At 73.0% G+C, this 14674-nt stretch carries 14 protein-coding genes and 1 pseudogene; 7 read left to right on the forward strand and 8 right to left on the reverse strand.

The features are described 5' to 3' along the window. Window positions 1-92: 92 nt before the first annotated feature. From hypE to A8713_RS00090, 7 genes are all read right to left on the reverse strand, one after another. Entirely contained in the window at window positions 93-1199 is a 1107-nt protein-coding gene (gene hypE / locus A8713_RS00060; RefSeq protein ID WP_064530788.1) for a hydrogenase expression/formation protein HypE, read from the reverse strand. After that, window positions 1192-2349, reverse strand: a complete 1158-nt coding sequence (hypD, locus tag A8713_RS00065; RefSeq protein ID WP_064530789.1) for a hydrogenase formation protein HypD — start codon at window positions 2347-2349, stop codon at window positions 1192-1194. Before hypD ends, hypE begins: the two co-directional genes overlap by 8 nt. Continuing rightward, window positions 2346-2687, reverse strand: a complete 342-nt coding sequence (locus tag A8713_RS00070) for a HypC/HybG/HupF family hydrogenase formation chaperone (RefSeq protein WP_064530790.1) — start codon at window positions 2685-2687, stop codon at window positions 2346-2348. The genes hypD and A8713_RS00070 overlap by 4 nt, the downstream gene beginning before the upstream one ends. After that, the gene (gene hypF / locus A8713_RS00075; RefSeq protein ID WP_079158772.1) at window positions 2688-5096 is read right to left on the reverse strand and encodes a carbamoyltransferase HypF; all 2409 of its coding nucleotides are present in this window, start codon (window positions 5094-5096) and stop codon (window positions 2688-2690) included. It abuts the gene before it with no gap. Beyond that, on the reverse strand, window positions 5093-5824 hold the full coding sequence (gene hypB / locus A8713_RS00080; RefSeq protein WP_064530792.1) for a hydrogenase nickel incorporation protein HypB: 732 nt from the start codon (window positions 5822-5824) through the stop codon (window positions 5093-5095). The genes hypF and hypB overlap by 4 nt, the downstream gene beginning before the upstream one ends. 12 nt (window positions 5825-5836) lie before the next feature. Beyond that, complete coding sequence (hypA, locus tag A8713_RS00085; RefSeq protein WP_064530793.1) at window positions 5837-6217, reverse strand: hydrogenase maturation nickel metallochaperone HypA; 381 nt, start codon at window positions 6215-6217, stop codon at window positions 5837-5839. Window positions 6218-6360: 143 nt separating this feature from the next. After that, complete coding sequence (locus A8713_RS00090; RefSeq protein ID WP_064530794.1) at window positions 6361-6900, reverse strand: hydrogenase maturation protease; 540 nt, start codon at window positions 6898-6900, stop codon at window positions 6361-6363. A 327-nt stretch (window positions 6901-7227) separates the two neighbouring features. Here A8713_RS00090 and A8713_RS00095 point away from each other — a divergent pair, with 327 nt between their 5' ends. The 7 genes from A8713_RS00095 (at window position 7228) to A8713_RS33715 (ending at window position 13592) form a co-directional block, all read left to right on the forward strand. Continuing rightward, the gene (locus tag A8713_RS00095) at window positions 7228-8808 is read left to right on the forward strand and encodes a hypothetical protein (protein WP_064530795.1); all 1581 of its coding nucleotides are present in this window, start codon (window positions 7228-7230) and stop codon (window positions 8806-8808) included. 201 nt (window positions 8809-9009) lie between these two features. Further along, complete coding sequence (locus A8713_RS00100) at window positions 9010-10098, forward strand: hydrogenase expression protein HypE (protein WP_064530796.1); 1089 nt, start codon at window positions 9010-9012, stop codon at window positions 10096-10098. A 55-nt stretch (window positions 10099-10153) separates the two neighbouring features. After that, entirely contained in the window at window positions 10154-11953 is a 1800-nt protein-coding gene (locus tag A8713_RS00105; RefSeq protein WP_064530797.1) for a nickel-dependent hydrogenase large subunit, read from the forward strand. After that, window positions 11946-12515, forward strand: a complete 570-nt coding sequence (locus A8713_RS00110; RefSeq protein ID WP_064530798.1) for a NifU family protein — start codon at window positions 11946-11948, stop codon at window positions 12513-12515. The genes A8713_RS00105 and A8713_RS00110 overlap by 8 nt, the downstream gene beginning before the upstream one ends. Beyond that, window positions 12512-13102 (forward strand): DUF5947 family protein, encoded by a 591-nt coding sequence (locus tag A8713_RS00115; RefSeq protein WP_064530799.1) that lies wholly within the window; start codon window positions 12512-12514, stop codon window positions 13100-13102. The genes A8713_RS00110 and A8713_RS00115 overlap by 4 nt, the downstream gene beginning before the upstream one ends. Window positions 13103-13168: 66 nt before the next feature. Continuing rightward, the gene (locus tag A8713_RS00120) at window positions 13169-13375 is read left to right on the forward strand and encodes a hypothetical protein (RefSeq protein WP_064530800.1); all 207 of its coding nucleotides are present in this window, start codon (window positions 13169-13171) and stop codon (window positions 13373-13375) included. 67 nt (window positions 13376-13442) lie between these two features. After that, complete coding sequence (locus A8713_RS33715; protein WP_173860787.1) at window positions 13443-13592, forward strand: hypothetical protein; 150 nt, start codon at window positions 13443-13445, stop codon at window positions 13590-13592. 179 nt (window positions 13593-13771) lie between these two features. Here the strand turns inward: A8713_RS33715 and A8713_RS00125 are convergent. After that, a pseudogene (locus A8713_RS00125) lies at window positions 13772-14674 on the reverse strand (SulP family inorganic anion transporter); the annotation flags it as partial.

Below are 14674 nucleotides of genomic sequence, written 5' to 3' on the forward strand. Positions count from 1 at the left end.
TCCCGGGGACCATGCGGCAGGTGGCACACCCTCGCGGACGCGGCCGCCGGGCTCTCCGGTCGGGCGGCCGGAGAGCCTGTGGCGGGTGGGGCTCAGCAGATGCGTGGCAACTGCTCGCCCATCGGCAGGTCGACCACGCGGGTGCCGCCCAGGCCGGTGCGGGCGACCACCATTCCGGGGTGTTCGGCGACGCAGTCGCCGATGACGGCTGCCTCGGCACCGAGGGGGTGGCCGCGCATCGCGGCCAGTACGGCATCCGCGTGCTCGCGGGGGACGAAGGCGACGAGCTTGCCCTCGTTGGCGACGTACATGGGGTCCAGGCCCAGCATGGCGCAGGCACTCGCCACGGCGGCGGGCACCGGAACTGCCCGTTCCTGGACGGCGACCCCCACGGAGGCCGCCGCGGCGATCTCGTTGAGTGCCGCGGCCAGTCCGCCGCGCGTCGGATCGCGGAGCACGTGCAGGTCGGGGGTGACGGCGAGCATCGTCTCGACCAGGCCGCCGAGCGCGGCGCAGTCGCTCTCCACCTCGACGCCGAACTCGAGTCCCTCGCGGACGCTCAGCACCGCCGTGCCGTGCAGGCCGATCGGGCCGCTGACGATGACGACGTCGCCCGGGAGCGCCCGCTGCGGGCGGATGTCGACGCCGTCCGGTACGACGCCGATCCCGGCGGTGTTGACGTAGACGCCGTCCCCGTGTCCCGCCTCGACGACCTTGGTGTCCCCGGTGGCGATCTCCACCCCGGCGGCGCGGGCGGCCCGGCCCATCGCCTCGGCGACGCCCGCCACCAGCGCCATCTCGACGCCCTCTTCCAGGATGAACCCGCAGGAGAGGTAGGCAGGGCGGGCCCCGCTCATGGCCAGGTCGTTCACCGTGCCGTTGACCGCGAGGTCGCCGATGGAGCCGCCGGGGAAGAAAAGGGGCCGCACCACGAAGGTGTCGGTGGAGAACGCCAGCCGCGCTCCGCCGAGGGTGACGGTCGCCGAGTCGCCGAGCGCGGCCAGGGCCGGACCGCCGAAGGCCGGGGCGAAGACGTGCTCGACCAGTTCGGCGGACATCGCCCCGCCCCCGCCGTGCCCCAGTACGACGCAGGGCTGGTCGCGCAGTGGTGCCGGGCAGCTCCAGCCGGAGAAGTCGGGCGCGGGCACGGCTGCCGGGCGGGGTGCCGTGAGGCCGGTGGTGCCGGTCGGGTCAGACAACGGAGGTTCCTTCCAGGGCTGCGGGCGCCTCGCTCGTCCGGTCGGCGCCCCGTGTGCCGTCGCCGTCGAGCCGGCGGTAGAGGTAGTAGGCGGCGCAGGCGCCCTCGCTGGAGACCATGGTCGCGCCGAGCGGTGTGCGCGGGGTGCACACCGTGCCGAAGGCGGCGCACTCCTTGGGTTTGATGAGGCCCTGGAGGACCTCGCCGCTGCGGCACTGCGCCGGTTCGCGGGTGTCGATGTGGGTGACCGCGAAGCGGTGCTCGGCGTCCAGGTCGCGGTAGCGCTCGGACAGCCGCCAGCCGCTGCCGGGAATGACCCCGATGCCGCGCCAGGCCCGGTCGGTGACGTCGAAGACGTCGGCGAGCATGGCCTTGGCCGCCGGGTTGCCCTCGGCCGGTACGGCACGGCGGTACGCGTTGTCCACGGTGTGCTCGCCCCGCTCCAGCTGCCGCACCGCGCGGCGCACGCCCTCCAGGATGTCCAGGGGCTCGAAGCCGGTCACCACGATCGGTACCCGGTAGCGCTCGGCCAGCGCCGGATACTCGTCGGTGCCCATGACGCTGCACACATGGCCGGCGGCCAGGAACGCCTGCACCCGGCAGGTGTCCGACTCCATGATCGCCTCGATGGCCGGGGGGACCCGAACATGGGAGACGAGCATGCTGAAGTTGCGGACGCCGAGTCTGCGTGCCTGGTGGACGGCCATCGCGTTGGGCGGCGCGGTGGTCTCGAAGCCGATGCCGAAGAACACCACCTCGCGGTCCGGGTGTTCCTGGGCCAGGCGCAGCGCGTCCAGCGGCGAGTAGACGACGCGTACGTCGCCGCCCGCGCCGCGCACCTGGAACAGGTCGCGGCCCGATCCGGGCACGCGCAGCATGTCGCCGAAGCTGCAGAAGATCACGCCGGGCCGGGAGGCGATCTCCAGGGCTTTGTCGATGACGTCCAGCGGCGTGACGCAGACCGGGCAGCCGGGGCCGTGGATCAGCTCGACGGTATCGGGCAGGAGCTGGTCGATGCCGTGCCGGATGATCGAGTGGGTCTGGCCGCCGCAGACCTCCATCAGGGCCCAGGGCCGGGTGACGTTCGCGTGGATGTCGTCGAGCAGTCTGCGCGCGAGGTCCGGGTCCTGGAACTCGTCGATGTACTTCATCGTTCCGCCTTCCGTGTCGCGTCGGCCGTCGCCGCGGGCGCTCCGGCGCCGGCCGGGCGGGGTGCGCCGCTGTCCCGGGCGGCCGCCTCCCAGGGGTCCCCGAACTCCTCCTCCAGCAGCCCGATCTCCTCGAAGAGGGCCAGGGTCTGCCGTGCCGACTCCTCGTCCAGCCGTTGCAGCGCGAAGCCGACGTGGACGATCGCGTACTCGCCGACCCGCAGGTCCGGCAGGTACTCGCAGCACACCTCCTTGGCCACGCCGCCGAAGTCGACGGTGGCCATACGGGTGCCGTCACGTTCCTCGATGTGCAGCACTCTTCCGGGTACCGCCAGGCACATTCAGTCCTCCTCGGGGTGGGTGCGGTCGTGGGCGGGCCGCGGGAGCGGGCCCTGTTTGCCGCGGGTGGCCGCCGCGCGCGAGGCGACCATGAGCTGGCCGAGGGCGAGCCCTCCGTCGTTGGGCGGCACCAGCCGGTGGCTCAGGACGGTGAAGCCGTCCGCGCGCAGTGCGTCCGCGCACGCCGTGCCGAGCAGGGCGTTGGCGAACACGCCGCCGCTGAGGGCCACCGTGTCGGGTCCGTGCCGTTCCCGGGCCGCCGCGCACAGGCGTCGTACGAGATCGGTGACCGCCCTGTGGAAGCGGGCCGCGATCAGTTCGACCGGTGTGCCGCGCCGCAGGTCGGCGACGGCGGCGGCCAGGACGGGCCCGGGGTCGGCGGTGAGCGGGTCGCCGGGTCCTTCGGCCAGACCGAAGGCGTAGGCGCCGGTGGTGTCACCGGCGCGGACGGCCGCCGCTTCCAGCTCCATGGCTGCCTGCGCCTCGTAGCGCGCGTGGTGGCAGATCCCGGTCAGCGAGGAGACCGCGTCGAAGAGCCGGCCCATGCTGGAGGTGGGTACGCAGCACAGGTCGCGCTCCAACTGCACGGCGAGCGTCTTGAGTTCGGCGGGCGGGCAGGCGGCCGTACACGGCAGGTCGTCCGCCCAGGCAAGTCCCGCCGCCCGCAGATGGGACAGGGCCATGCGGTAAGGGCGCCGGACGGCGGCGTCACCGCCCGGCAGCGGTACGTAGCGCAGGTGGGCGAAGCGCCGGTACCCGTCGTAGTCGGCGAGCAGGACCTCACCGCCCCATACGGCGCCGTCGTCGCCGTACCCCGTGCCGTCGAAGGCGACGCCGATGACCGGGCTCCCGCCGTCGTGGCCGTTCTCGGCCAGTGCGGCGGCGATGTGGGCGTGGTGGTGCTGCACGGTGATCAACGGGCGTCCGGCGGTGGCCTGTCGGGCCCAGCTCCGCGAGCGGTAGCCGGGATGGCGGTCGGCGGCCAGCAGTGTGGGCCGGACTCCGGTGATCTCCTCCAGTTGCCGCTCGGCGCCCTCGAAGGCCGTCAGCGTCGCCAGGTCGTCCATGTCGCCCACATGCGCCGACAGCCAGGCGCGACGGCCCTCGCCGAGGCAGAAGGCGTTCTTGAGGTCCCCGCCGACGGCGAGGGCGGGCGGAACCGGCAGGGGCAGCCGCACGGGCAGCGGTGCGTAGCCGCGGGCACGGCGCACCGGCAGTTCCCGGCCGTCGAGCACCCGTACGACCGAGTCGTCGCAGGGGACGTGGATGGGCCGGTCGTGCGTCAGCCAGGCGTCGGCGAGTCCCGCGAGGCGGCGCAGCGCCTCGCCGTCGTCGGTGATGACGGGCTCGCCCGCGAGGTTGCCGCTGGTCATGACCAGGGCGCGCGGCCCCGGCGGGTCGCCGGGCAGCCCGAACAGCAGGTGGTGCACCGGGGTGTAGGGCAGCATCACACCGAGATCGGCGCTGCCGGGGGCGACGTCGGCGGCGATGTCCCGCTCGGTGCCCTGTCTGCGGCGCAGCAGCACGATGGGGCGGCGGCCGCCGGTGAGCAGCTTGCGGGCGGCGGCGTCGGCGTGGACGAGGGCTTCGGCGTGGGCCAGGTCCGCCACCATCAGCGCGAACGGCTTGTCCCCGCGCCCCTTGCGCCGCCTGAGCGTTCGCACGCTGTCGGAGTTGCCCGCGTCGCAGGCCAGGTGGTAGCCGCCCAGTCCCTTGACGGCCACCACGGCGCCGTCGGCGAGCAGTCGGCGGGCCTCGGCCATCGGGTCGGCGTCGCCGCCGGGTGCCGTGCCGGTGTCCGGGGTGACGAGGCGGAGCCGGGGGCCGCAGTCGTGGCAGGCGATGGGCTGGGCGTGGAAGCGCCGGTCGGCGGGGTCGCGGTACTCGTCGCGGCAGCGCGGGCACATGGGGAAGCCGGCCATCGTGGTCTGGGGCCGGTCGTAGGGCAGGCCCGTGACGATGGTGAAGCGGGGTCCGCAGTGGGTGCAGCTGATGAACGGGTGGCGGTGGCGCCGGTCGGCCGGGTCCTCCAGTTCGGACAGGCACCGGTCGCAGGTCGCGGTGTCGGGTGCCACCAGTGTGCGCGCCGTGCTGCCGGGCCGGGAGGCGGTGATGGCGAACCCGGTCTCGCCCACCGCGGCGACCGCCTCGTGGGAGACGGACTCCACGACGGCGAGGGGCGGCGCGTCGCGGGCCACCCGGTCGCAGAAGTCGGCGAGCGCCGTACCGCTGCCCTCCACCTCCGCGACCACCCCGTCGGCGGTGTTGGCGACATGCCCGGCCAGGCCCAGTTCGCCGGCGAGGACGTAGACGAACGGCCGGAACCCGACGCCCTGCACGGCTCCGCGCACCGTGACCCGGCGGCGCTGGAGGCCGGGTGCGACGGGTGCCGTGCCGGGGTGTCCTGTCACGGGTGCGTCACGGCCGGGGCGTGGTGGCTGTGCGCGGTGCCGGTACGGGCCATGACCGGCCGGTGGACGGTGCCGCCCTCGGCGACCGCCAGCGCCCGTGCGGCCAGTTCGCCGACGCCCTGTCCGCGCCGGGCGGACGTGAACAGCACCTCCACGCCCGGGTTGACCTGCTGGACGTTGGTGAGGAAGGCGTTCTCCTGGAAGCCGGCGGCCTCGGCGAGGTCGCTCTTGGTCACCACGACGAGTTGGGCGAGTCCGAACGCGGTCGGGTACTTCAGCGGCTTGTCCTCGCCCTCGGTGACGGAGGCGAGCACCACCCGCAGGGACTCGCCCAGGTCGTAGGAGGCCGGGCAGACCAGGTTGCCGACGTTCTCGACGAACAGCAGCCGGGTGCCGTCGGGCAGCCAGCCGTCCAGGTGTGCGCGGAGCATGTCCGCCTCCAGGTGGCACAGACCGTCGGTGTGCACCTGTTTGACCGGCGCGCCCGACCGGGCCAGCCGTACGGCGTCGTTCTCGGTCGCCAGGTCCGCGGTGAGGGCGGCGACCGGGACGCCCGCGGTCCGGGCGTGCGCGAGCTCGGCCTCCAGCAGCGCGGTCTTGCCGCTGCCGGGGCTGGACAGCAGGTTGATCACCGTGGTGCCGCGGAGGGCCAGTTCGGCCCGCAGGTCCGCTGCTCGCTCGTCGTTCTTGACGAGGACGGCCTGCTGGAGATCGGCGACTTGGCACATGGTCAGCTCTCCTCATGGGGCGATGCGGTTACCGGGGGGGTCGGTGCGGGCGGTCCATCGGACTTCGGCGATCTGCAGTTCCCGTCCGGACACCAGGTCGGCCGCGGAGCCCCGGCACCTCGGGCACCACAGGGACGGGGGCACGCCGGTGGCCCACTCGGTGTCGCAGCTCGCGCACCGCGCCCGCCCCGGCACCTGCTCGATGCACAGCCGGGCGCCCTCCAGCACCGTGCCGGCGGCGGCGAGCCCGAAGCTGAAGCGCAGTGCCTCCGGCACCACGCCCGCGAGTTCCCCGAGCCTCAGCGACACCGACGAGGCGGCATCGTGTCCGTGTTCCGCCGCGGCTTCCTGGACCTGCTCCACCACGGCCATCGCGATCGACAACTCGTGCATGCGGATTCCCGGGGTGTGTGGGGCGGCCGGTGCCGGGCCGGCCTGCGTGCCATGAGGAGGAGGACCTGCGGAATCGTCCGGTGCGAGCGTCGGTGCCGGACCGTCAGGACAGGAACGTTACGACCCGTACGGCGGCTCGGTGCTCATGTGACACGCCGCACCGCCGATCGCTCCGGTCTGTCGCCGGTCCGCTCCGCCGGGCTTTCCAGCAGCAGGGCCAGCAGTTCGTCGACGGCCAGGAGCGCGGGTCCGACGGCGGCGGCGACCGGTGCGGACAGTCCCATGCGCTCGTCCAGCGTGGCCGGTTCGCAGCCCACGAGGAGGATCCGGCCCACCGGGCGGTGGACGCCGTTGGCGGTGGCGAGCTCGCCGAGGAGAGCCAGCACCGAACCGGGGTCCATGCCGTGCCCGTCGAGGCCGCTCCCCCGGGCCGGGGCGTCCGGGTCGTGCTCGATCCGGTAGACCGTCCCCGGCGGGCCGTCGCCGTGCATGGTGTCGATCAGCAGCAGGCCGTCGTAGCCGTCGAGGAGCCGGTAGGCCAGGTGCATGCCGCGGATGCCGGCGTCGACGAGTTCGACGCCCTCCGGCAGTGCGCCCCGGATCCGCAGCCGCCGCGCCACCTCGACGCCGAAGCCGTCGTCGCCGAGGAAGACGTTCCCGATGCCTGCCACGAGTACCCGCACGTCTTGGCCACCTCCTGAGGACGACGACGCTCACGGCGGCCAGGATCCTCCGGGGCGGGGGTGCCGGCGCCTCCCACCACCTGGTTGCGCGCGGTCTTCACCCGTCTGCGCCGGGAAGAGTCGCGGGCGCCCGTGATCCGCGGTCCTGCGGCGTACGGCACGGGCCCTGTCCGGCAGCCGATCGCGGCACGCCGCGGCTCGCCCCCCGCCGCTCGCGCCGGTCGTTCCCCCGAACGGCTCAACGCGAAGACGCCGGAAGGGCGGGAACGCGTGAGCGGGGTGACCGTGGTGGAAGGAATGGCGCACGCACGGTGACGAGGAGGCGGGATGGCGAAGGTTCCGGTCGAGGACGGTTGCGCGCGCACCGCCGCGACGACCGGCCCGGCTCTGCCGCCGGACCGGGCAGGACGCGACCTGGAACTGCTCGGCGCCGTCGCCGACGCCGTCCTCTACGAGGGGTACCTGCTCTACCCGTACCGCCGGTCCTCGCCCAAGAACCGGGTGCGGTGGCAGTTCGGCGTCCTCTTCCCCCGGGACTGGGTGGAGCGGGACGGCCCGGTCGGTCCCGGCATCTCCGGGTCCGCCGACTCCTGGTACCAGCAGACGGAGTGTCTGCTGCGCGTCGAGCGGCCCGGCGCGGTGGTGCGGGTGCGGGTGCGCTACCTCCAGTGGCAGCACAAGCAGGCCGAGGAGGTCGTCCGGGGAGAGCGCTGCCGTCCGGTCGCGTCGATCCGCGCGGACGACGGCACGACGCATCTCACCTTCGACGAGGCGGTGCCGTGCGAACACGAGATCGTCGTCCCGCTCGACGACCTCCTGGGGCGCGAGAACGTCTTCCCGGTGGGAGCGGCGGACGGCGAGGACGTCGAGTCGCTGCCCGGGGGCGCCGGACGGGTGGTGCGGCGGCGCGCAGCCGTCCAGGCGTCCACCGGTGTCCGGGCCGAGCGGGTCGCCGACGGTGTCTGCCGGCTCCGGATCCGTACCGAGAACACGGGCCCCGCTCCGGTCGCGGGCGCGCCGCGCGGCGAGGCGCTGCGCACCGCGCTGATCGCCGCGCACACGCTCGTCGGCGGGGACGGTGTGCGGTTCGTCTCGCTGATCGACCCGCCGGAGGAACTGCGGCTCCACGCCGGCGAGTGCCGCAACGCGTTCACCTTCCCCGTGCTAGGCGGCGAGCCTCCCACGGCCGGTCGTCCTTCCCCGGATGTCGCGGGCACCGGAGCCGGAGACGGGTCCACCGCGGGCGCCGTGCTGTCGGCGCCGATCATCCTCTCCGATCACCCGCAGGTGGCGCCGGAGAGTCCGGGTGACCTCCACGACGCCGCGGAGATCGACGAGATCCTGACGCTGCGCACCCTGCTGCTGACCGACGAGGAGAAGCGCGAGGCGCGCGCCACCGACCCGCGTGCCGCCCGGATCCTCGACCGGGTCGAGACCATGCCGCCGGAGATCCTGACCCGGCTGCACGGCGCCATCCGCTCACTGGATCCGGCCCCGGCTCCGTCCGCGCCCGTGACCCGGCCGGTGACCCCGGCCGGCCCGGCCGGTGCCCTCGCCGGCCGGCCGGTGTGGTGGCAGGAGGGTGCCGACGACGGGCTGTCGCCGACCACCGACACGGTTCTCGTCGACGGCACGCCCGTGCGGGGTGGCAGCCGGGTGCGGCTGCGCCCGCGCGGCCGGGGCGCCGACGCCCAGGACATGTTCCTGGTCGGCCGTACCGCCGAGGTCGCGGCGGTCCTCCACGACGTGGACGGCAGCGTGCATCTCGCCGTCACGCTGGACGACGACCCGGCGGCGGAACTGAACAGCTGGTACGGCCGCTACCACCACTTCCGGCCCGACGAGGTCGAGCCGCTCGGACCACTGGCCGACGGGCCGGGGAAAGGACGGCCCGATGGCTGCCCCTGAGACGCTGAAGCGCGATCACCGGACGGCGTGGCGGCTTCGGCAGGCCGAGCACCCGGGACGGGACCCGCGGCAGGCCGAGCAGGCCGCGGCGGTCCGTCCGCACCCCGGCGCGCCGGATCCGCCGCCCGCGCCCGCCCTCGTGGCACCGGTGCCCGCGGCCTGCGACCGGCGCCACGACCGACTGGAGCGGAGGCCCGGAGCATGACCACCGACAGCGGCACACACGACGCGGCCCCCGGACCGGGCGGCTCCGAGAAGCGTGACGGCTTCGACGAGGTCACCGTCCTGTGGATCTCCGAGGGCATGAGCTGCGACGGCGACACCGTCTCGCTCACCGCGGCCGGCCAGCCGGCCATCGAGGACCTGGTCCAAGGCCTCGTCCCCGGCCTGCCCAAGGTGAACCTGCACAACAAGGTCCTCTCCCCCACCCTGGGCGGCGAGGAGTTCCTGGCCCCGTTCCGCGCGGCGCTGCGCGGCGAACTGGCGCCGTTCATCCTGGTCGTCGAGGGCTCGATCCCGAACCAGGACATCATCCAGGGCGACGGCTACTGGACCTCCTTCGGCAACGACGAGGTGACGGGCGAGCCGCTCACCCTGAACTGGTGGCTCGACCGGCTCGCCCCGAAGGCGTGGGCGGTGGTCGCCGCCGGCACCTGCGCGACGTTCGGCGGCATCCACGCCATGGCGGGCAACCCCACCGGCTCGATGGGGCTGGCCGACTACCTGGGCTGGGAGTTCAGGTCGCAGGGCGGCCTGCCCATCGTCAACGTCCCCGGCTGCCCCATCCAGCCGGAGAACTTCATGGAGACCCTCGTCTGGGTCCTCTACCACGCGGCGGGCACCGCGCCGCCGCCCCCACTGGACCACATGCTGCGCCCCCAGTGGCTGTTCGGCAAGACCGTGCACGAGGGCTGCGACCGCGCCGCCTACTACGAGCAGGCCGACTTCGCCAAGGACTACAACTCCCCCAAGTGCCAGGTGAAGGTGGGCTGCTGGGGACCGGTCGTCAACTGCAACGTGCCCAAGCGCGGCTGGATGTCGGGCATCGGCGGCTGTCCGAACGTGGGCGGCATCTGCATCGGCTGCACCATGCCCGGGTTCCCGGACACCTTCATGCCGTTCATGGACGAACCCGCGGGCGGCAGCCTGTCGTCCCTCCTCATCAAGCCGTACGGCGCCTTCATCCGCCGGATGCGCGGCATCACCAACGCCGCCGTCAACCGCGAGCCCAAGTGGCGCCGCAACGAGCCGGCCCTGACCTCCGGCTACGACCCGTACTGGCGCGCGTGAGACGGCGCGCCGCACCGACCGACGACCGCACCGAGCAGCGAGGGCAGGAACACACATGACCACAACCGAGGACCGGGCCGGTACCGCCGGGCGGAAACCTCCGCAGATCGTGGACATGAACTGGGACCCGATCACCCGGATCATCGGCAACCTCGGGATCTACACGAAGATCGACTTCGCCAACCGCGAGGTGGTGGAGTGCCGCAGCACCTCGTCGCTGTTCCGCGGCTACTCGGTGTTCATGAAGGGCAAGGACCCGCGCGACGCCGGTTTCATCACCTCGCGCATCTGCGGCATCTGCGGCGACAACCACACGACGTGTTCCGACTACGCCCAGCAGATGGCCTACGGCGTCAAGCCGCCGCCGCTGGCCGAGCACATCGTCAATCTCGGCGAAGCGGCCGAGTACATGTTCGACCACACCATCTTCCAGGACAATCTGGTCTTCGTGGACTTCTGCGAGGCGATGGTCAAGGCGACCAACCCCGGTGTCCTGGCGCGGGCGGAGCGCACCGAGGCACCGCGCGGCCAGTTGCACGGCTACCGGACGATCGCCGACATCATGCGGGCGTTCAACCCGTTCGAGGGCGAGGTCTACAAGGAAGCCCTGAAGATCAGCCGGGTCACCCGGGAGATGTTCTGCCTGATGGAGGGCCGGCACGTCCATCCGTCGACGCTCTATCCGGGCGGCGTCGGCACGATGCCGCAGCCCAGCACGTTCACCGACTACCTGTCCCGCCTGATGGGGGTCCTGGACTTCGTCAAGCAGGCCGTGGCGATGAACGACGACGTCTTCGACTTCTTCTACGAGGCCCTGCCCGGCTACGAGGAGGTCGGCCGCCGCCGCATCATGCTCGGCTGCTGGGGCGCGTGGCAGAACCCCGACGTCGTCGACTACCGCTACGAGACGATGAACGAGTGGGGCAAGGCGATGTACGTCACCCCCGGCATCGTCGTCGACGGCAAGCTGGTCACCAACAACCTCGTCGACATCAACCTCGGCATGCGCATCCTGCTGGGCAGCTCCTACTACGAGGACTGGGCCGGCCAGGAGCCGTTCGTCACCCACGACCCGCTCGGCAACCCCGTCGACATGCGCCACCCGTGGAACCAGACCACGGTGCCGCTGCCGCAGAAGCGGGACTTCGACTCCACCTACAGCTGGGTGATGAGCCCGCGGTGGTACGACAGCAGGAGCGGCGACCACCTGGCCCTGGACACCGGCGGCGGCCCGCTCGCCCGCCTGTGGTCGACCGCGCTGAACGGCCTGGTCGACACGCCGTACATCAAGGCCACCGGGCACAGCGTCCAGATCTCGCTGCCCCGGAGCGAGAAGCTTCCGGAGGCCACGCTGGAGTGGCGCATCCCGCAGTGGAGCAACACCATCGAGCGCAACCGCGCCCGTCCCTACTTCGTCGCCTACGCGGCCGCGATGGCGCTCCAGTTCCTGGAGGAGGCGATGGGGCTGGTGCGGACCGGGCAGACCAAGGTGTTCGAGAACTTCGAGGTGCCCGACGAGGCGATCGGCTGCGGCTTCCACGAGGCCGTGCGCGGGGTGCTCTCGCACCATCTGGTCATCAAGGACAAGAAGATCGCCAACTACCACCCGTATCCGCCGACCCCGTGGAACGCCAGCCCCCGCGACAGCTACGGCACTCCGGGGCCCTACGAGGACGCCGTCCAGGGCCAGCCGATCTTCGAGGAGAACGGTCCGGACGACTTCAAGGGCGTCGACATCATGCGCACCGTCCGCAGCTTCGACCCCTGTCTGCCCTGCGGGGTGCACATGTACCTCGGCAAGGGCAGGACGCTCACCACCCAGCACTCCCCCATGTACGGCGCCTCCCATGGCTGAGCCGGTGCGCACGCCGCCGCGGCTCGGCGACGGCGAGGTCGCGGCACGGATCGCCCGCGTCGACGAGCTGCTGGAGAAGGTCGAGAACGCGCCCGGTCCCACGGCCCGCGCGGCCCTGGACGCCGTGCGCGCGCTCACCGAGGTGTACGGCGAGGCCCTGGCCCGGGTCCTGGGCCACGCTGAACACGCGCTCACAGAGCAGCTGGCCGCGGACGAGCTGCTCGGTCATCTGCTGGTGCTGCACGGCATCCACCCGGAGCCGCCCGCGCGCCGGGCCGCCCGCGCCGTGGAGCGGCTGCGGCCGGTCCTGCAGGAGCGTGGCGGTGACGTGGAGCTGGTCGACGTCGACGAGCGGGCCGCCCGGGTCCGGCTGAAGACCCCCGGCTGCAGCTCCGGCTGCGGCTCCGCGTCCACCGGCGTCGAGGAGGCCGTCCGGGAGGCCGTACTCGCGGCGGCACCGGAACTGACGGCGGTCGAGCCGGTGCCGGAGGCCGGTGCGGGCGCGTTCGTCCCCCTCGAGGCGCTGACGCGCCGGCCGGCCCAGCGCCAGGGCGTGTCGTGACCGGCACGCTGGCCCGGCTCATCCGCTCGTCCGTCGACCGGCCCACCGGCGGCCCCGAGGAGCGCTGTGACCTGTGCGGCGAACCCGTCACCGCCGACCACCGCCATCTGTACGACACCGACCGTGAGGAAACGCTGTGCGCGTGCCAGGCGTGCTCGCTGCTCTTCGCGGAGAAGGAGGCCGGTGACGGCCACTACCGGCTGATCCGGCGGCGGCGACTGCGGCTGCCGCCGGTCGAGACCGGGCCGCTCGGGGTGCCCGTGGGGCTGGCCTTCTTCGTGCCCCGGGCGGACGGCACCGTGTCGGCGCACTACCCGAGCCCGGCAGGGGCCACCCGCTGGGAGGTGGACCCCGCGGCCTGGCGGCAGGCGGTCGCGCGGTGTACCGATCTCGCCTCCGTGGCACCCGAGGTGGAGGCGCTGCTGGTGAACACCGCCCGCGGGCTGCGCCACCACTGGATCGTGCCGGTCGACGACTGCTACCGGCTGGTCGCTCTGGTACGCCGGGAATGGCGGGGCCTGTCCGGCGGCGGCCGGGTCTGGCCCGCCGTCGAGCAGTTCTTCTCGGAGTTGACCGAACGGCCGTGACGGAGCGGCGGCCCGCACGGCCCGCGGGCACCGGAGGCCGGGAGATCCGACAGGAAGGAACATGTCATGGGCGAGATCAGGATCGGCAAGCCCGATGTGCGACCCGACACAGCCAGTCATGTCTCCGGTATCCGGCAGGGCAACGCGGGCCCGTACCGGAAGCAGCCCGGACACCACGAGGACGGCACCTCCGACGCGCGCAGGTCCACCGGGGTGCACTGGAAGCGGCACGACACGATCATGGAGGTCATGCCGGACCTCTCCCCGGGATGACCGGATGAGATGAGCGGCTGACCGGACACGGCACGGCGTCACAGACACGAGCGAGCAGGGAGAGGCGATGACGGCCAAACGGATTCTGACGGCTGAGGCGGTGCTGCTGGGCGGCGCCCTCCTGGCCCTGCTGATCTCCGAGCTGCCGGGAGTGCGGCGTGAGCTGCGCATCTTCCGCATGGTCGGCTTCCGCGGCGCGGCCCGAGGCGCCCGCTAGCGGATCAGGTGCCGGTCGGTTCGGCCGGCCCGTGGGCCCGGGACACCGGGAGGTCCCGGTGTCCCGGGCCCACGGGCCGGTGCTCAGGCGGCCTTGACCAGCTTCACCGGCTCCGTGCCCTCGGCACTGTGGCGTGCCGCCCAGTTCTCCAGGGCCGTACGGCAGGCGTGGTCCAGGGTGCCCGCGCCCCGCGCGACGAGTTCCCGGTTGTACTGGGTGCGCGGCCCGGAGTACAGCCGGTCCACAGCCGCCGCGCCGAACAGCGACTCGGCGGACGCGATCAGGGTGAAGGCCACGACCGTGCCCAGCAGCCCGGCCCCGGCCAGCTCACCGAATGCGCTCAGCGGCTGGGGCTGGATCGAGCCGAGCAGGCCCCGCACCTCCACCGCGGCCACGGGCAGCTCCAGCGCGAACGCGGCCAGCGCGGCGAGCCCGACCGCGGTCGGCGGACCGGGTACCGCGCGCACCTTCGGCGGGGCGTGCTTCCACAGCAGCACCGCGATCGTCCCCGCTGTCACCGCGAGCGACGCCAGGGAGTCGTCGCCGCCGAGGGCGTCCCACAACGCGCCGGGCAGTGCGGTGATCTTGCCGAGCCCGGATTCGGGGGCCTTCGCGGCCAGCGCCGGGTACAGCTGTCCCGCGACGATGACCACGCCGATTCCGGCCAGCTTGCCCTCCACGACGGAGACGGAGACGGCCCGGAAGCAACGGCCGAGCCGCAGCAGACCCATGGCCGCCTGAAGCACTCCGCTGACCGGCGCGATCACACCGAGCACCGGCAGCCCGGACTCCTTGACCGCCTTGAGGACCAGCACGGTCATGCCAGCCGCCGGGCCTGACACCTGGAGGCTGCTGCCGCGCATCAGCCCGGTCACGATGCCGCCCGCGATGCCGGGGACCAGACCGAGTTCGGCCGGCACACCGGAGGCGACGGCCACGCCGACGCACAGCGGCAGCGCCACCAGGAAGACGACGAGGGAAGCGGCGAGATCCTCCTTCGGGAAGGGGAGACGGGGTTTCTTCCGCCCCGGAACGGCGGCGATGACTCGCGGTTGCGCAGGGTGCAACTCCTGTTGCGGCAT

Source organism: Streptomyces sp. SAT1, assembly GCF_001654495.1.
Classification (GTDB): domain Bacteria; phylum Actinomycetota; class Actinomycetes; order Streptomycetales; family Streptomycetaceae; genus Streptomyces; species Streptomyces andamanensis.